Genomic DNA, 16366 nt, shown 5'->3' with positions numbered 1-16366 from the left:
TATGACACGTTGTGTCATTGGCAAGCACAAATCGTCGGCTCCTTGATGGATTAATCGCTTCGCATGTCTATCCGTTTGAAATTACTCAGGAAAAAACTTGGCGTGACCTTGGAGGCCCTGGCCGAAAAGTCCGGCATGACCAAGAGTTATCTGTCGAAAGTCGAGCGCGGGCTGAACACCCCGTCGATCGCGGCTGCGCTGAAACTGGCCAAGGCGCTGAACGTGAAGGTCGAGGAGTTGTTCTCCGAGGACAACATCAGCCTCGACAGCTACAGCCTGGTGCGCAGCGACGAGCGCCAATCACTGGCCGCCAACGATCACAGCCCCGGCTACGCGGTGCTGGCGCATCAGGTCAGTGAACGCAGCCTGTTGCCGTTCATCATCTACCCGCCGAACGAATTCACCGACAAGACCTTCAAGGAACACCTTGGAGAAGAGTTTCTGTTTGTCCACGAAGGGCAGGTGGAAGTGGACTTCATGAACGAGCGGGTGCTGCTCAATCGCGGCGATGCGCTGCACTTCAATGCGCAGAAACCGCATCGGATCCGGTCAGTGGGGGAGGTGCAGGCGCAGTTGCTGGTGGTGGTGCATAGCAGCGAAGAATGAGTTGACTGGGCTGACGCCTTCGCGAGCAGGCTCGCTCCCACATTGGAATGCATTCCCCCTGTGGGAGCGAGCCTGCTCGCGAAAGTGGCGCCGCTAAACCTCGACCGGAACCGTCAGCTTCGGGCTACCAAGCGCATGTGTCTTGGAATCAAAAAACCGCAACTCAACCCCCGTCCCCTCAAACACCTTCGCGTAATGCCGCTTCTGGTGCTGGATAAACGCCTTGGTTCGCGGGTAAATCGACACCGCCACCACCTTCGGTTTTGCCTGGCGCAACGCGTGGATGATGTGGCTGTCCTGCTCGCCCAGCGCATGCCCGAAGATGCACAACCCCTCGCCATGCCCCAATAACTGGTCATAGCAAAACGACAAATAATCCGAACTGCGGATGGTCTTGAGTTTGTCCTGGGCCGAGCCTTCGTTGACGAACAGCGGCACGTCATCCAGCGTCTTGATCGTGTTGTTGATCGCGAAACTGCCGAGCAATGTGCCCTCGGTCGACATCAATTTGCGTGCGGTGCCGTCCTGGTTGCGCACCAGGTGCAGGCCACCGTGCAGGTACAGCAAACGCGGCTTGTCGGTCGCGCTGGCGCTCAAGTCGAAGCTAGGCTCCGTGCCGTGAAACAGGTCGGTGATCGCATCAGGCTGGTGCTGGATCGCCCAGTTGCCGAGCAAATCGTAATTGGTGGTGAACACCGTCTGATAGTTGGCCAGTTCCCGGTTGATCGTCGCCAACGTCGACGGCACCACCAGTCGCCAAGGAATGTGCACCGCGTGCACGGTGTTGATCAGCGCTTCCTTGATTGCGTAGTAGCGATTGCGCGGCGCGGCGGAGCTGACGGCCAGGGCCTTGTTGACGCGGCTGGTGATTTTCAGAGCGCTGAGGACCTGCTCGAAACTGCGGGTCTGCAAGGCATCGAACACACTCAACTCGGACTGGCTCAGGGGTTTTTCTTCGACAGTGCGCGCATTTTCGAACAACGAGTCGTAGCCAAAGTCATCCCACACCGCGCGGCTGGCGCCGTTGCCCAGCAGCAGGCCGCTGAACGAAGCGGTGGTGCGCAAGGCGTTCCAGTCTTCAAGTTGGGCATCAACATCCTGGAAATCGGTCATTGCGTTGGTCGTCTCAAAAGCGAAAGGTCTGATGGGCGGCGACTTTATCACGACCGGGGGTTGAGCCAGATCAACATGCGCCGTGACCGATCGGTCGATCCTGTGCTCATCCGCTGAATTGGAGCTATCGATTCGGCCCCTCGCAGGAGATTCGCTCATGAGCAGCACGTTTTTCATCCCCGCCGTGAACATCATGGGCATCGGTTGCCTCGACGAAGCCATGGATGCCATCCGCAAGTACGGTTTTCGCAAGGCGCTGATCGTCACCGACGCCGGGTTGGCCAAGGCCGGCGTGGCGGCGATGATTGCCGAAAAACTGGCGGTGCTGGACATCGACTCGGTGATTTTCGATGGCGCCAGGCCTAACCCGAGCATCGCCAATGTTGAGCGTGGCTTGGGCCTGCTCAAGGAAAGTCGCTGTGATTTTGTGGTGTCGCTGGGCGGCGGTTCGCCCCACGACTGCGCCAAAGGCATCGCCCTGTGCGCGACCAACGGCGGGCAGATCCGCGACTACGAAGGCGTCGATCAATCCGAGAAGCCGCAACTGCCGCTGATCGCGATCAACACCACGGCCGGCACCGCCAGCGAGATGACGCGTTTCTGCATCATCACCGACGAATCGCGCCACGTAAAAATGGCCATCGTCGACCGCAACGTCACGCCGTTGCTGTCGGTCAACGACCCGGCGCTGATGGTCGCGATGCCCAAAAGCTTGACCGCCGCTACCGGCATGGACGCGCTGACCCACGCCATCGAAGCCTACGTTTCCACCGCCGCCAACCCGATCACCGACGCCTGCGCACTGAAAGCCATCACCCTGATCAGCAACAACCTGCGTCTGGCCGTGCGCGATGGCAGCGACATGGCGGCTCGGGAAAACATGGCGTACGCGCAGTTCCTCGCCGGCATGGCGTTCAACAACGCTTCGCTGGGATATGTCCACGCCATGGCCCACCAACTGGGCGGTTTCTACGACTTGCCCCACGGCGTGTGCAACGCAGTGTTGTTGCCGCATGTGCAAAGCTTCAACGCGCTGGTCTGCGCGGATCGCCTGACCGATGTGGCCCACGCCATGGGCGCCGATATTCGTGGTTTCAGCCCGGAAGAGGGCGCGCAAGCGGCCATCACGGCGATTCGCAGTTTGGCCCGGGACGTGGAAATCCCCGGCGGCTTGCGTGACCTTGGCGCCAAGCTCAACGACATCCCGATCCTCGCCACCAACGCTCTGAAAGACGCGTGTGGCCTGACCAACCCCCGCGCGGCGGATCAACGGCAGATCGAGGAGATTTTCCGCAGCGCGTTCTAAACGGTTTTGCGACCCGGCGCGAGCTTCACGCAGAGCATCGCGCCCAGGGCCAGCAAGGTGCACAGCAACGACAACGGCCACGCCTGCTGACTGGCGATCAGGCTGGCGATGCCGCCAATGACGGCGGCCATCAGTTGATGAATGAAACCGCTCAACGCCATCGCATAGGCACCGCCGACCGGTGAGCCGTCGTTGGCCAGCGACAGGCTGATCGGATAATTCAGCGACTGGCCGAGCACCGCAAAGCAGTAGGGCAGCCAGAACAGCAGCGCCACCGATGTCCCCGCCAGACTCCCCAGCAACATCACTCCGCAGCCGGCCAACACCAGCCCCACACCCAGGGTCATCAGCCAATGCTGACCAGTGCGCAGCACGAAGCGATTCACCCCCAGCGCTCCGAGGAAATACGCTGCACTGATTGGCCAGCCCAGCAATCCATATTCCACGGCGGACCAGTTGAACGGTCCCTGCAGAATCAATGGCGCTGCGCTGTTAAATGCGATGATCACCCCGTAACCGAGGCCACCAGCCAGGGCCGGCAGCAGGAACGCTCTATGGCGCAAAATGCGCCAGTAAATTGGCCATGCGGAGGACTGCGCATTTTCTTCTGTCAGCACCGGGAAGGCGACCCGTGACACGATCAGCGCCATTGCCAGGCTCACGCTTCCCAGCAGATAAAAGATCCCCGGCCAGCCCAGCGTCACTTGAATGATCGACCCCAAATACTGGCCAATCCCCAACGCCACCACGAAGGAAATCGAAATCCAGGACAGCGCCTTGGCCAGCAGATCACCGCGAAAACTGTCGCGGATCAACACCCGGGCCATCACCGAAATTCCGCTGGCGCCAATGCCCTGAATCAGTCGAAAACACAGGAAGGACTCCAGCGTCTGGCTCAAGGGCAAGGCCAGGTTGCCCAGGCCATAGATGCCGAGTGCCGCGAGCAACACCGGTTTACGCCCGATTCGCTGGCCAAGGCTGCCCCAGAACAACATCGGCAGCGCCATGCCGATCAGGTACACCGCCAACCCCCAGGACACCTGCGATGCCTCGGCGGACAAATGCCGGGCAATCTCCGGCAGCGCCGGCAGGTAAATGCTCATGCCCAACTGCGCGAGAAAAACCGTGCTGCAGGTGACGAGGAGGGTGGTGGTGCTTTTCATGGAATCTTCCCTGGGTTCAGCCGTTGACGTCCCGGCCGTGAGTGCGCAAAAGCTCGGTGATGAGTTCACAAAAGTGGCGAATCAACGTGGCTTCCATATCGGCGCGCAACGTAATCCGGATCGCCGCCTGACCTTGCGCAACCACCGGGAAAAACACCGCCGAGGTGAAGAAACCGAGATTGGCCAGTTCGGTCGCCAGGCTGTTGGCCAGCGCTGCTTCACCACAGCGGATCAGGCGGATCGCCATGTTGCTGCCGTGCTGTTCGGTGCGGATCAGGCTGTCAAAGAGCTGGATATTAACCTGAAGTTTTTCCTGCCACGCGGCGAATTCAGCGGTGCGGTGCAGCTTGATCGAAGCCCGGCCGGCACCGATGGCAGCGCTGTTGAGGCTCTGCGACCAATTGCTCGGGCCACCGTAACGGTGAATCAGCTTCTTCTGGCGTTCGCTGCCGAGCATGACCACGCCGCCACTGGCACCGAACGACTTGCCCAGTGACGCGACGATCAGGCAGTCATCATCAAGGGCCTGAAACCGGGGGCGTGCCAGACCGGCGCCGAGTTTTCCGACAGCGGAAAGGGCGTGGGAATCGTCCAGGTAGAGAAACAGCCCATAGCGATCCTTCAGGTACAACAGACTGTCCATGTCCGCCACCCCACCCATGCTGTAGGCGCTATCGGCCACGTACGCGACAGTGGTGTTTTGCTGACACTGTTGTTCCAGGAAATCCATGTCGTTATGCGGACACGTCACAACTCTGGTTTCGTCCGCACACGCAGCTTTCAGGTGATTCATCGAGTAATGCGCCAAACGGTCGAACATCATGACAGGAGGACGGTTTTCGGTGAAGACGCCGCTGGCCAGCAACGGCAGGATCCCGGCGCTCGCTGCGCTGCACGACAGGGTACTGAGGCAACGGGTGCCGAACAGCTCGGACAGCTCGGTTTCGTACTGTTCCAGAATCGCCAGTTTGCAGCGATTTTTCGAGTTGGCGACGCGCAGGGTGCCGGTTTCCCACAATGTGCTCATGGCGCCCTTGAGCAGATCGGGATGGTGATCCAGGCCCAGGTAAGAGGTGGTGCAGAAGTGATGAAATACCCGCCCGTATTGATCAACCATGCGGTTGGCGCTGCGGATGTCGACGTTGAGTCCGGCGACTTTCCCGGCTTCGGCGGTTTCCCAATCGTGATCCGCCAGCGCGATCAGTTTTCGATAGTTGGTAAAGGGGTTTTGCGTGTGCGTTGTCTGGTCCATGTGAGCGTGCCTTTCCTTGGGTGATGAAGCGGTCCGTGTGTGTTTCCAGACTTTACAGAGGGCGGCGGAAGCAATGAATCGGCCGATTCCGGCAGGGTTGAGTGTTTCAAGAGATTTATGTGTAGGAAGGTGTGTTGTGAGGCTGTAGGCCAAAATCGGGCTATCCTGCCGACTCAGCCGAACCCAAGTCATCGAGCCTCCCATGCTGCAAAAAAGCCTGATCCGCCGTCTCGACCTGATCACCCTCCAACTGTTCGTTGCCGTTCACGAAGAGGGCACGCTGACCCGTGCCGCCACCCGTGAAACCATCGCGGTGTCGGCGGCCAGCAAGCGTTTGATGGAGTTGGAGGAAGCATTCGGCATCAGTCTATTCGTGCGCCAGGCCAAGGGCATGACCCTGACGGCGGCCGGGGAAACCTTGCTGCACCATGCTCGGCAGATGCTGTTCAATGTCGAGAAAATGGGCCTTGAGCTGGGCGAGCACAGCCACGGAATTCGCGGTTATGTGCGGATGCTGGCGAATCTGTCGGCGATCATTCAGTTCCTGCCGGAAGACCTGCGGGACTTTTCTGAGCGTCATCCGCAAGTGAAGACTGATCTTGAAGAGCGGCCCAGCAGCGGGGTGATTCAAGGCGTGCTCGACGGCGTGGCGGACCTCGGGATTTGCTCCAGCGACAGCGACGTCAAGGGGTTGCACAGAGTGCTGTATCGCCAGGACAAACTGGTGGTGTTGATGCCGGCGGATCATCCCCTGGCCAGCCGCGAAACCCTGGCGTTTGCCGACACGCTGGGCAGCGACTATGTCGGTTTGCATGCCGCCAGTTCGATCAACATGCGCACCCACGCGGCGGCGCGCAAGGCGGGCAAAGTGCTGCGGTTGCGGATCCATGTGCCGGGGTTTGATGCGATGTGCCGGATGGTCCAGGCGAACATGGGCATCGGGATTTTGCCGCACAAAGCCTATGAATTGTTCGGGCGCGCGCTGGGGTTGCATGCGGTGCCGTTGACGGACGACTGGTCGGATCGGGCGTTGATTCTGGTGGTGCGGGATGAGGCGGGGTTGTCGCCGGTGAGTCGGATGTTGTTTGAGCAGTTGCGTGGCCAGGTCTGATAAATCTTTGTTGAATGGGGCGGCCTCTTCGCGGGCAAGCCTCGCTCCTACAAGTATTGCGCCGCCCCTGTAGGAGCGAGGCTTGCCCGCGAAGGCTGACCTGAGGTCGCGACAATCTTCAACCGAGCGTTCGCGTTTCACGAACACCCCTTGCCAACTGAAGGTTGGATTCCCCACCCCCCGGTCCTCTAGCCTTGGCACATATTCCAAGAACAAGAGGTACCCCGCGATGACTGCCCCCTTGAGTGCAATCAAAGTAATCGAGATCGGCACGCTGATCGCTGCGCCGTTTGCCGCGCGCATGCTCGCCGAATTCGGTGCCGAGGTGATCAAGATCGAAGCCATGGGCCAGGGCGATCCCCTGCGCAAATGGCGCAAGCTGCACGAGGGCACCTCGCTGTGGTGGTACCTGCAATCGCGTAACAAGAAGTCCCTGGCGCTGAATCTGAAATCCCCTGAAGGCATCGAATTGGTCAAGCAACTGGCGACCAGCGCCGACGTGCTGATCGAAAACCTGCGCCCCGGTGCCCTGGAAAAACTCGGCCTGGGCTGGGACGTGCTGCACGCCCTCAACCCCAACCTGACGCTGGTACGCATCTCCGGTTACGGCCAGACCGGCCCTTACCGCGACCGTCCGGGGTTCGGCGCCATCGGCGAGGCCATGGGCGGGATTCGCTACACCACCGGCACCCCCGGTTCGCCACCGGCCCGGGTCGGTGTCAGCCTCGGTGATTCCCTGGCGTCGTTGCACGCGGTGATCGGCGCGCTGATGTCGTTGCTGCGGGTCAAGACCGGGCAGGGCGGCGGGCAAGTGGTCGATGTGTCACTGGCCGAAAGCGTGTTCAACGTGATGGAAAGCCTGGTACCGGAATACGACATGCAGGGCCATATCCGCGAACGCAGTGGCGGCGCGCTGCCGGGCATCGCACCGTCCAATACCTATCTCACCGCTGATGGTGCTTACGTGGTGATCGCCGGCAACAGCGACCCGATCTACAAGCGCTTGATGAATGTGATCGGTCGCAGCGATCTGGCCGACGCGCCGGAATTCGCCCACAACGACGGGCGTGCCTTGAAAAGCAATGTACTCGACGCCGCGATCACGCACTGGACCAGCAGCCTGCCGATCAACGACGTGCTGTCGGCCCTCGAAGCCGCCGAAGTTCCGGCCGGGCGCATCTATTCCGTGGCCGACATCGTTGCCGATCCGCACTATCAGGCGCGGGACATGCTGCTCAACGCCGACCTGCCCGGCGGCGCCACGGTGAAGATGCCGGGCATCGTGCCGAAACTCTCGGAAACCCCCGGCGGTGTGAACTGGTCCGGGCCGCAACTGGGCCAGCACACTGACGGCATCCTCGCCGGGTTGGGCCTGACCGGTGCTGACATCGAACGGCTGAAAGCCGAAGGGGTGGTGCAATGATCACTGACTTTTCCGAGACGCTGATCGTCCAGGAAGTCTCGCCGCGCGACGGTTTGCAGATCGAGCCGACCTGGGTTGAAACCGTCGACAAGATTGCGCTGATCGATCAACTGTCGCTGGCCGGGTTCAGCCGCATCGAGGCCGGTTCGTTCGTCTCGCCGAAAGCTATTCCGGCGCTGCGTGACGGTGAGCTGGTGTTCAAGGGCATCACCCGGCAGCCCAGCGTGATCTATGTCGCGCTGATCCCCAACCTCAAAGGCGCGCAACGGGCGCTGGCGACACAGGCTGATGAGTTGAACCTGGTGATGTCCGCCAGCCAGACCCACAACCTCGCCAATATGCGCATGCGTTGCGAAGACTCGTTGGCGGCGTTCGGCGAGATCGTGCAATACGTTGGTGGCACGCAGGTGCGACTTAACGGCAGCGTCGCCACCACATTCGGTTGCCCGTTCGAGGGCAAGATCGATGAGGATCGCGTGTTGCAGATCGTCGAGGCCTATCAAGAACTCGGCATTCAAGGCATCACCCTGGCTGACACCACCGGCATGGCCAATCCACGACAGGTAGATCGACTGGTGCGTCGGGTGTTGCAACGGGTTGCGCCGGCGGACCTGACACTGCATTTCCACAACACCCGTGGCCTGGGCCTGTGCAACGTCCTCGCTGCCTACGAGGCCGGTGCCCGACGCTTCGACGCCGCGCTGGGCGGGCTTGGCGGTTGCCCGTTTGCACCGGGGGCCTCGGGCAATATCTGCACCGAAGACCTGGTCAACCTGTGCGATGAAATCGGCATCCACACCGGCATCGATTTGCCGCTGCTGCTGAAACTGTCCCGAGGCTTGCCGGCGCTGCTGGGCCATGAAGTGCCCGGTCAACTCGCCAAGGCCGGACGCAATTGCGACCTGCACCCGACCCCGTCCTAAGCACACCGAATAACCCCCTGTAGGAGCGAGGCTTGCCCGCGAAAACGGTCTCCCATTCAACATCGATGGAGACTGACACACCGCCTTCGCGGGCAAGCCTCGCTCCTACAAAAAGCGCGCATCAACGCACCTCAACCAGACAACAAAAACAATCGGACACCCACGGGAAGTCCGCCTGGAGAAACCCACATGAGCCTCAATGTACTGGAGGCGGGCGCGAGCCCGTCCGTTAGCCACGACGTCGAAAAAGCCCTGGTCAGCAAAGTGGCCTGGCGCCTGATGCCGCTGATCATGGTCTGCTACCTGTTCGCGTTTTTCGACCGCATCAACATCAGCTTCGCCAAGTTCCAGCTACAGACCGACCTGAGCCTGAGTGACACCGCCTACGGTCTCGGCGCCGGCCTGTTCGTCGTCGGTTACGTGCTGTTCGAAGTGCCGAGCAACATGATGCTGTACAAGGTCGGCGCCCGGCGCTGGATCGCCCGGATCATGATGTCCTGGGGCGTTGCCACCGCCGCCATGGTCTTCGTCAACAGCGAATGGCAGTTCTACGCGCTGCGCTTTGTGATCGGCGCGATGGAGGCCGGTTTTGCGCCAGGCGTCCTGTATTACCTGACGCTGTGGTTCCCGCAGCACTATCGCGGGCGCATTACTTCGATGCTGTTTCTGTCCTCGGCGTTTGCCGGGCTGGTCGGCGCTCCGTTCTCCGGTCTGGTGCTGCAACACCTTGATGGCGTGATGGACATGCGCGGCTGGCACTGGCTGTTCCTGCTCGGCGGCGTGCCCTGCATCCTGCTCGGTTTCCTGGTACTGAAGTTGCTCAAGGACCGCATTGAAGACGCGCATTGGCTGACGCCTTTGGAGAAGACGTTGCTGGCCAGTCGCATTGCTCACCATGAGCCACACAAGGGCGGCGGTTCATTGCTCGCGGCATTGCGGATTCCGGGGTTCCTGACCTTGGGGCTGATCTACTTCCTGATCCAGGTCGCGTCCTACGGCTTGAATTTCTGGGCCCCGCAATTGATCCGCAGCGCCGGTACAGAAAGCCCGGTGATGATCGGTTTGCTGACGGCGATCCCTTATATCTGCGGCGCGATCAGCATGGTGGTGATCGGGCGATTGTCGGACTCGACCGGTGAGCGGCGCAAGTTTGTCGCCGGCCTGGTGACGCTGGGCGCGGTCGGATTCTTCTGCGCCGGGATCTTCGCCAACCACACGACCTTCCTGATTGTCGCGCTGGGCTTGCTCGGTGCCGGGATCATTGCCTGCATCCCGAGCTTCTGGACCCTGCCGCCAAAACTGTTGGCCGGTGCGGGTGCCGGTGCGGCGGGCGGGATCGCGGTGATCAACACCCTCGGGCAGTTTGGCGGCATCGTCAGCCCGGTGATGGTAGGGCGGATTAAAGACCTGACCGGCAGCACCACCCCGGCGCTGTACGTCATCGGTGTCGCCGCGCTGATTGCTGCTGCGCTGCTGTTGTGGGGGTTGCCGCAAAAACTGCGCACGCTCGACAAGTTTTAAAAGATTGCAGCCTTCGGTAGCTCCTACAGGGACCACGCATCCCCGTAGGCGCTGCCGGAGGCTGCGATCTTTTGTTTTTTAAGAGGCCGCAATCACCGCTTTCGCAGGTGAATCACTGAACTGAATCAACACCACCCCCGCCACCAGCAACACCGCGCCAAACACCCGAGGCAAGGTCAACTGCCGCTCCAGCAACCCGAACAACCCGAAATGGTCGAGCACCATCGAGGCAATCACTTGCCCGGCCAGCGCCAGCACCACAAAGCCCGACGCACCGAGTTTCGGCAGCAACATCACCGCCAGCGCCACAAAGCACACCCCGAATACGCCACCCGCCCACATCCACAGCGGCGCCTTGCTGATAAAACCCACCGAGGGTAGCGGCAAACGCAGGGCGAGGATGATCGGCAACAGCACCAGCAAACTCACCAGCAACGAAGCCAGTGTCGCCCATAGCGGATGCCCGAGGCCGCGACTCAGATTGGCGTTGATCGCACTCTGAAACGGCACCACCGCCCCGGCAATCACCGCCAGCAACAACAGACCGGCCCACTGCAACGTACTCATGATCATGTCTCCAACAGGTTTTGCTGGACTGTAGAGTATTCGTCGCGCAGATTTAAATTCCGTTTTGCTATCCGGAACATGCATCAGATGAATGATCTTCGGCGTATCGATTTGAACCTGCTGGTCATCCTCGACGCCTTGCTCAGCGAACAGCACGTAACCCGCGCCGCCGAGCGGCTGCACCTGAGTCAGCCGGCGGTCAGCCATGCGTTGGGACGTTTGCGCGACCTGCTCGGCGATCCGTTGCTGGTGCGCGCGGGTGCCAGTCTGGTACCAACCCCGAGAGCGCTGGAGCTGATCGCGCCACTGGCCGAAGCCCTGGCCCAGGTGCAATCGCTGCTGGCGCCCAACACCTTCGATCCGGCAACCGCCAAGCGCACTTTTCGCCTCGCGATGTCCGACTACGGCGCCGCCATCGTCCTGCCGGGCCTGATCCGCACACTGCGCCGGGAAGCACCGGGCATCGACCTGCAAATCAGCCACGCCAGCCGCGAAGGCATGCTCGATGGCGTGCTCAACGGTGACATCGACGTGGCGGCGGGCGTGTTTCCCGAACTGCCCAACGAATTGCGCAGCACGCCGCTGTTCGACGAGCACTACGCCTGCCTCGTCGACCGCCACAGCCTGCCCGCCGACGGCACGCTAGACCTCCCAACCTACCTTTCCCGCCCCCACGTCCTGCTGGAAATGCGCGGCAGCGGCACCCCGGAAATCGAACGGGCATTGACTGCGTTAAGAGAGCGCCGCCGCGTAGCCATCAGCCTGCCGCACTGGAGCGTGGCGCCGGAATTTATCAGCGGGACAGATTTGATCCTGACCGTGGCTTCCCGTGGGTTGCGCGGGATTGATGAGGAGTCGCTGATTGTCGTTGCGCCGCCGTTTCATATCCCGTCGTTTAGTTTTGTGTTGGTCTGGCATAAGCGGCGGGGTGGGGATCAGGCGTTGAATTGGTTGAATGGGCGGATTGAGCAGGGAATAAAACCAGTCGCTGATTAATTTCAGGAAATACACACCCTGTAGCAGCTGGCGAAGCCTGCGTTCGGCTGCGCAGCAGTCGTGAAATCAGTCAGCGCGGTGTTTCAGGAAGACCGCGCGATCAGGTTTTACGACTGCTACGCAGCCGAACGCAGGCTTCGCCAGCTGCTACAGGGGGCGTTACGGTCGTAACAATTGGTTGAACGGACGCTTCTTGCCGAGGATAGTGCGCGGCTGAATTCGTCTGATATTTATTGATACACACAAGGAACAGGGAATGACATTGAAGTCTGGGTTGATGGGGTGTGCGGCGCTGTGCGGTTTGGTGATGACGACGCAGGCGTTTGCTGAGTGTGAGAAACCAACGTTGTATGGCGATTTCGGTCATTCGACGTGCAAAGACTGGCCGGCATATCCGGGGCTGTCGATTACGGCGATGTCGCAGTTTGAATCGGGATTTTCGGCAAGCGGCTCCGGGCCTGAGGGGAAATATGATCTCGATCTGGCCGTTGTCTCGGCGGGTGAGTCGAAGCCGTTGGCGACGTATCACAAGTCAGATGCTTTTGAGTCGGATGCCATAGTTTTTGAAGACCTGGAACTCGATACCGCGCGCTACAAGCTCACGCCTGAGCTGCGGGCCTTTGGTGTGCGAGTCAGGTTCAAAGGATCATCCAGCGCCAATCCTATGGACGAATCCTGGCTGTCGCTCTATGTAAAAGAAGGCAACAAACTGCGTCCGGTATTGGAACGCCTGGTTGTGTATGCATACGGCGGCGAATGGGATACCCGCTGCGCCGGTGAACGATCAAACACTGTTCGAACCATCGAAATCGGTAAAACCAGCTCCCATGGCTACGCGGATTTGATCGTCAAGTCGGTAACGACCGGCATGGTTGGGGAAGGAGAAGGTGAGGCCTGTGACGTCAAATCGACTACCAGCAAACCTGTCGTGACCACACTTCGCTATGACGGCAAAAACTACGTGCTGCCAGGCGACTTCAAAGGCGTCTAACGACGGCGTATCGATCAGGGAAGAACATGATGACCACAAAGAAACTGCTGAACTCACTCGCCATACTCGGCTTGATGACTGCTGCCAGTCAGGCACAAGCCAGTTGCGAAGACCCCCCCTTCAGCACGCTATCGTTCACTATTTGCAAAGTCTGGCCGGCGTACGATGACCAGACCATCGTCGCCACATCGATATACAAGCCGGATTCCGCAGACGGCAACAATGATGGCGGAAACGTCGATCTGGAATTATCGGTTATTCATTCGGCAAGCTCGAAACCCCTGGCCACTTATCGCAAGAAAGACGCCTATTATTCGGATGCCGTGGCTTACGAAGGGCTGGCCATTGATACGGCGCGGTACAAACTGACGCCGGATGATCGCGCATTTGGTATTCGATCGAAGTTTGAACACGGCTCAAGCGTAAGTCCGTACCACAAAACCGAACTGGCCCTGTATCTCAAGGATGGCGACGCATTGCGCCCTGTGCTGGAAGGGCTGGTTATTGCTATGGGCCGGGGTGAATGGGACGGCAACTGCGCGGGGCAGGGCGATCGAACTCAAAGAACCGTCGATATTGGCAAAACAATGCATAACGGCTTTGCTGATCTGGTGGTCAGTTCCACGGTGACGGAAACCAAAAACTTCGTCGTCGGCGAAAAGTGCGAAAGCAAGTCCAAAAAGTTGAAACCCTCTCGGGTCACCCTGACCTACGACGGTAAGCAATACGTCGTGCCAGAAGCGCTCAAAGGTTAATTGCCCATGCTCACCGGCCTCAACCACCTGACCCTCGCCGTCACAGACCTGAACCGCAGCGTGGCGTTCTATCAAAACCTGCTGCAACTGCGCCTAGACGCAACCTGGGACACCGGCGCCTACCTCTCGCTACCGGGCCTGTGGTTGTGCCTGTCCCTCGACCCACTGCGCAACGCAGAACCCGCCGCCGACTACACCCATTACGCCTTCACCCTCAGCGCTGCGGATTTCCTGCCATTTGTCGAACGCCTGCGATCTGCCAGCGTGAAGGAATGGCGCGACAACCGCAGCGAAGGCGCGTCGTTCTACTTCCTCGACCCGGATGGCCACAAGCTCGAAGTCCATGTCGGTGATCTGGCCTCTCGGTTAAACGCCTGTCGGCAAAAGCCCTACGCAGGAATGAAGTTCTTCGACGATCAGTCAGTTGAACCCCAGGACCTGCGATAGACTTGCGAGCAATCGCCACAAACAGGACTTTCCCATGACCCCATCGCTGCTAATGGCCGTTCTCGCCTCCGGCTTCATCTACGGCATTACCCCCGGCCCGGGCGTGCTGGCGGTATTCGGAATTGGCGCGGCGCGCGGTCGACGGGCGGGTGCGGGGTTCTTGTGCGGGCATTTGCTCGGGGACGTGGTCTGGTGCAGCACGGCGTTGATCGCGATTGTCGGCGCCCGGGAAATCGGCAGCACGGCGTTTGATGTGCTGGGCGTGCTCAGCGGGCTGTATCTGTTCTGGCTCGGCCTGCGCGCGATTCGAGCTCGCCGCAGCAGCGCCGATACGCCGCAAGGGCCGGCGCGGCAGCCGTTCTGGCACGGCATTCTGTTCGGTCTGACCAACCCGAAAGCCTACCCGGTGGCGGTGGCGACATTTACCGCGCTGCTGTCCAGCCGCGCCGAATTGCTGCATTGGTCGATGTTGCCGTGGCTGATTGCCCTGAGCTTCGTGGGCGGATTGCTGGCGTACGCTATTCTCATAGGCATTGTCGGTGCGCGGCGAGTGCGCACCGTGTATCAACGTCATGAGTTGTTGATCACGCGGTTGTGCGGGGTGATGTTCATCGGTTTCGCCATCAACGCCCTGGCGCATGCGCTGCCGGGGTTGGTGACAAACAAGGCTTGAGACTGAACGCAGGGAGGCGTCAGTCGCACAGTCAGCGCTCAGGCGTTGACCGGTCAGGGACGGTTTTTTATCGCTGCATTGTCCGGACACGCGCCCTGCACCATGGCAACCCGAAATTCCGCGCCTTTGGCGAGCTACATCGACCTGTTGTTGGACGCCGTTTGTGCGGTGGATAAACAGGGTCGCTTTGTATTTGTCAGTGCGGCCTGCGAGCGTATTTTCGGCTACACCCCGGACGAATTGATCGGCCAGCCGATGATCGACATGGTGCACCCCGGCGACCGCCAGCGCACCCTCGACGCCGCGCGGGAAATCATGGGCGGCGAACCCAAGCTCAACTTCGAAAACCGCTACCTGCGCAAGGACGGTGGGGTGGTGCACATCCTCTGGTCGGCGCGCTGGTCGGAAGTCGATCAACTGCGCATCGCCGTCGCCCGGGACATCACCGAGCGCAAGCAGGCCGAGTCGCGACAAGCGGCGCTGTATGCGATTTCCGAAGCGGCCCACGCGGCGGAAGACTTGCTGGCGCTGTTCAAACGCATCCACACGATCATCGGCGAATGGCTGCCGGCGCTGAATTTTTCCGTCGCGCTGTACGACGAGCACTGCGCGCAGCTGAACTTCCCCTATCACGTCGATGATCGCGAGCATCAGCCCGAACTGCCCGGCACAGTCACCGGACGTTTGTGCGCCGAGGTCATCCGCAGCGGCCAGCCGATCCTGCTGACCCCGGACCAGAGCGAACTGCCCGAGGGCTTCGAAGTGCTGGTGGCGGGGCAGGATTCACCCTGCTGGCTCGGCGTGCCGCTGAACTCGCAAAACGGCACCATCGGCGCGCTGATCGTCAAAAGCGAGGCGGGCGGTGAACGCTACACCGAGCAGGACAAAGAACTGCTGCAATTCGTCTGCGCCCAAGTGGCGACCGCCATCGAGCGCAAACAATTGCACGCGCGGCTGCAGCGCATGGCCCAGTACGATCAACTCACCCAGTTGCCCAACCGCGAGTTATTGCGTGATCGGCTCAAGGCGTCACTAGCGCTGGCGCGTTCCGAAGGCGGACGAATGGCGTTGCTGTATGTCGATCTCGACCGCTTTAAACAGGTCAACGACACCCACGGCCATGCGGTCGGCGACATGCTGCTACAAGCGGTGGCCAATCGAATCAAAGGTTGTGTGCGGGACACCGACACGGTGGCGCGCATCGGTGGCGATGAGTTCGTGGTGCTGCTGCACAGCATTCATGCCGCAGAAGATGCCGAAAGCGTCGCCGTAAAAATCCGTCAAGTCCTGGGGCAACCGCTGCGCCTGGATGGTCACAGCCTGAACATCGAACCGAGCATCGGTGCCGCGCTTTACCCTGAGCATGGCCTGGAGGAAAAGCAATTGTTCCGCCACGCCGACGAGGCGATGTACGCCGTCAAACGCCTGCGCAATCGGCCGCTTGAAGTCTGAACGTTCGCTGCCGTTCGTCGCAGCATCCGCAGTTTTTCTAAACCTTTGGCCGGATGAGAATTCTGAT

At 60.5% G+C, this 16366-nt stretch carries 16 protein-coding genes; 12 read left to right on the top strand and 4 right to left on the bottom strand.

Annotated features, from left to right (window positions below):
• Positions 1-63: 63 nt before the first annotated feature.
• On the top strand, positions 64-606 hold the full coding sequence (locus ACIOYV_RS09135) for a helix-turn-helix domain-containing protein (protein WP_054046809.1): 543 nt from the start codon (positions 64-66) through the stop codon (positions 604-606).
• Positions 607-699: 93 nt separating this feature from the next.
• Here ACIOYV_RS09135 and ACIOYV_RS09130 read toward each other — a convergent pair whose 3' ends face one another.
• A complete protein-coding gene (locus ACIOYV_RS09130) occupies positions 700-1719 on the bottom strand; it encodes a DUF4917 family protein (protein WP_401323032.1) in 1020 nt (339 codons plus the stop codon).
• A 157-nt stretch (positions 1720-1876) separates the two neighbouring features.
• Here ACIOYV_RS09130 and yiaY point away from each other — a divergent pair, with 157 nt between their 5' ends.
• Positions 1877-3025: an L-threonine dehydrogenase gene (gene yiaY, locus ACIOYV_RS09125; RefSeq protein ID WP_054046805.1), complete on the top strand. Its 1149-nt coding sequence runs from the start codon at positions 1877-1879 to the stop codon at positions 3023-3025.
• Here the strand turns inward: yiaY and ACIOYV_RS09120 are convergent.
• Together ACIOYV_RS09120 and ACIOYV_RS09115 are read right to left on the bottom strand one after the other, a co-directional pair.
• Positions 3022-4188 carry an MFS transporter gene (locus tag ACIOYV_RS09120; protein ID WP_401323029.1) on the bottom strand — a complete coding sequence of 389 codons (1167 nt, stop codon included), beginning with the start codon at positions 4186-4188 and terminating at the stop codon, positions 3022-3024. The two genes, yiaY and ACIOYV_RS09120, sit on opposite strands and share 4 nt — an antisense overlap.
• A 16-nt stretch (positions 4189-4204) precedes the next feature.
• Complete coding sequence (locus ACIOYV_RS09115) at positions 4205-5440, bottom strand: aminotransferase class I/II-fold pyridoxal phosphate-dependent enzyme (protein WP_401323026.1); 1236 nt, start codon at positions 5438-5440, stop codon at positions 4205-4207.
• Positions 5441-5642: 202 nt separating this feature from the next.
• Here ACIOYV_RS09115 and ACIOYV_RS09110 point away from each other — a divergent pair, with 202 nt between their 5' ends.
• From ACIOYV_RS09110 to ACIOYV_RS09095, 4 genes are all read left to right on the top strand, one after another.
• Positions 5643-6551 (top strand): LysR family transcriptional regulator, encoded by a 909-nt coding sequence (locus ACIOYV_RS09110; RefSeq protein WP_401323023.1) that lies wholly within the window; start codon positions 5643-5645, stop codon positions 6549-6551.
• Positions 6552-6780: 229 nt separating this feature from the next.
• Positions 6781-7974 (top strand): CaiB/BaiF CoA-transferase family protein, encoded by a 1194-nt coding sequence (locus ACIOYV_RS09105; RefSeq protein ID WP_054046798.1) that lies wholly within the window; start codon positions 6781-6783, stop codon positions 7972-7974.
• Positions 7971-8897: a hydroxymethylglutaryl-CoA lyase gene (locus tag ACIOYV_RS09100; protein ID WP_401323020.1), complete on the top strand. Its 927-nt coding sequence runs from the start codon at positions 7971-7973 to the stop codon at positions 8895-8897. Before ACIOYV_RS09105 ends, ACIOYV_RS09100 begins: the two co-directional genes overlap by 4 nt.
• Positions 8898-9086: 189 nt before the next feature.
• Positions 9087-10418 (top strand): MFS transporter, encoded by a 1332-nt coding sequence (locus ACIOYV_RS09095; protein WP_401323017.1) that lies wholly within the window; start codon positions 9087-9089, stop codon positions 10416-10418.
• Between the two features lie 78 nt (positions 10419-10496).
• On the opposite strand, the gene ACIOYV_RS09090 is transcribed toward ACIOYV_RS09095, so the two are convergent.
• The gene (locus ACIOYV_RS09090; protein WP_290027538.1) at positions 10497-10985 is read right to left on the bottom strand and encodes a DMT family transporter; all 489 of its coding nucleotides are present in this window, start codon (positions 10983-10985) and stop codon (positions 10497-10499) included.
• Positions 10986-11063: 78 nt separating this feature from the next.
• Here ACIOYV_RS09090 and ACIOYV_RS09085 point away from each other — a divergent pair, with 78 nt between their 5' ends.
• The 6 genes from ACIOYV_RS09085 (at position 11064) to ACIOYV_RS09060 (ending at position 16299) form a co-directional block, all read left to right on the top strand.
• Positions 11064-11981 carry a LysR substrate-binding domain-containing protein gene (locus ACIOYV_RS09085; protein ID WP_401323015.1) on the top strand — a complete coding sequence of 306 codons (918 nt, stop codon included), beginning with the start codon at positions 11064-11066 and terminating at the stop codon, positions 11979-11981.
• Between the two features lie 256 nt (positions 11982-12237).
• Positions 12238-12972 (top strand): hypothetical protein, encoded by a 735-nt coding sequence (locus ACIOYV_RS09080; RefSeq protein ID WP_401323012.1) that lies wholly within the window; start codon positions 12238-12240, stop codon positions 12970-12972.
• A 26-nt stretch (positions 12973-12998) separates the two neighbouring features.
• Positions 12999-13727, top strand: a complete 729-nt coding sequence (locus ACIOYV_RS09075) for a hypothetical protein (protein ID WP_401323009.1) — start codon at positions 12999-13001, stop codon at positions 13725-13727.
• A 6-nt stretch (positions 13728-13733) separates the two neighbouring features.
• Positions 13734-14174 carry a fosfomycin resistance glutathione transferase gene (gene fos / locus ACIOYV_RS09070; RefSeq protein ID WP_401323008.1) on the top strand — a complete coding sequence of 147 codons (441 nt, stop codon included), beginning with the start codon at positions 13734-13736 and terminating at the stop codon, positions 14172-14174.
• A gap of 34 nt (positions 14175-14208) precedes the next feature.
• Positions 14209-14847, top strand: a complete 639-nt coding sequence (locus ACIOYV_RS09065; protein WP_163908907.1) for a LysE family translocator — start codon at positions 14209-14211, stop codon at positions 14845-14847.
• A 102-nt stretch (positions 14848-14949) separates the two neighbouring features.
• Positions 14950-16299 carry a diguanylate cyclase domain-containing protein gene (locus ACIOYV_RS09060; RefSeq protein ID WP_401323004.1) on the top strand — a complete coding sequence of 450 codons (1350 nt, stop codon included), beginning with the start codon at positions 14950-14952 and terminating at the stop codon, positions 16297-16299.
• Positions 16300-16366 lie beyond the last annotated feature (67 nt).

It is taken from the genome of Pseudomonas sp. NPDC087342, from assembly GCF_044744265.1.
GTDB classification, from domain to species: domain Bacteria; phylum Pseudomonadota; class Gammaproteobacteria; order Pseudomonadales; family Pseudomonadaceae; genus Aquipseudomonas; species Aquipseudomonas nunensis.
The sequence above is the reverse complement of the archived record's forward strand: the minus strand, read 5'-3'. Positions and strand labels throughout refer to the sequence as shown.

Coding starts and splice junctions, on each gene's coding strand:
- ACIOYV_RS09090 (WP_290027538.1), bottom strand. CDS start 10,985: ATGAGTACGTTGCAGTGGGCCGGTCTGTTGTTGCTGGCGGTGATTGCC.
- ACIOYV_RS09060 (WP_401323004.1), top strand. CDS start 14,950: ATGGCAACCCGAAATTCCGCGCCTTTGGCGAGCTACATCGACCTGTTG.
- ACIOYV_RS09105 (WP_054046798.1), top strand. CDS start 6,781: ATGACTGCCCCCTTGAGTGCAATCAAAGTAATCGAGATCGGCACGCTG.
- ACIOYV_RS09100 (WP_401323020.1), top strand. CDS start 7,971: ATGATCACTGACTTTTCCGAGACGCTGATCGTCCAGGAAGTCTCGCCG.
- ACIOYV_RS09085 (WP_401323015.1), top strand. CDS start 11,064: ATGCATCAGATGAATGATCTTCGGCGTATCGATTTGAACCTGCTGGTC.
- ACIOYV_RS09110 (WP_401323023.1), top strand. CDS start 5,643: ATGCTGCAAAAAAGCCTGATCCGCCGTCTCGACCTGATCACCCTCCAA.
- ACIOYV_RS09095 (WP_401323017.1), top strand. CDS start 9,087: ATGAGCCTCAATGTACTGGAGGCGGGCGCGAGCCCGTCCGTTAGCCAC.
- yiaY (WP_054046805.1), top strand. CDS start 1,877: ATGAGCAGCACGTTTTTCATCCCCGCCGTGAACATCATGGGCATCGGT.
- ACIOYV_RS09120 (WP_401323029.1), bottom strand. CDS start 4,188: ATGAAAAGCACCACCACCCTCCTCGTCACCTGCAGCACGGTTTTTCTC.
- ACIOYV_RS09115 (WP_401323026.1), bottom strand. CDS start 5,440: ATGGACCAGACAACGCACACGCAAAACCCCTTTACCAACTATCGAAAA.
- ACIOYV_RS09075 (WP_401323009.1), top strand. CDS start 12,999: ATGATGACCACAAAGAAACTGCTGAACTCACTCGCCATACTCGGCTTG.
- ACIOYV_RS09080 (WP_401323012.1), top strand. CDS start 12,238: ATGACATTGAAGTCTGGGTTGATGGGGTGTGCGGCGCTGTGCGGTTTG.
- ACIOYV_RS09135 (WP_054046809.1), top strand. CDS start 64: ATGTCTATCCGTTTGAAATTACTCAGGAAAAAACTTGGCGTGACCTTG.
- fos (WP_401323008.1), top strand. CDS start 13,734: ATGCTCACCGGCCTCAACCACCTGACCCTCGCCGTCACAGACCTGAAC.
- ACIOYV_RS09065 (WP_163908907.1), top strand. CDS start 14,209: ATGACCCCATCGCTGCTAATGGCCGTTCTCGCCTCCGGCTTCATCTAC.
- ACIOYV_RS09130 (WP_401323032.1), bottom strand. CDS start 1,719: ATGACCGATTTCCAGGATGTTGATGCCCAACTTGAAGACTGGAACGCC.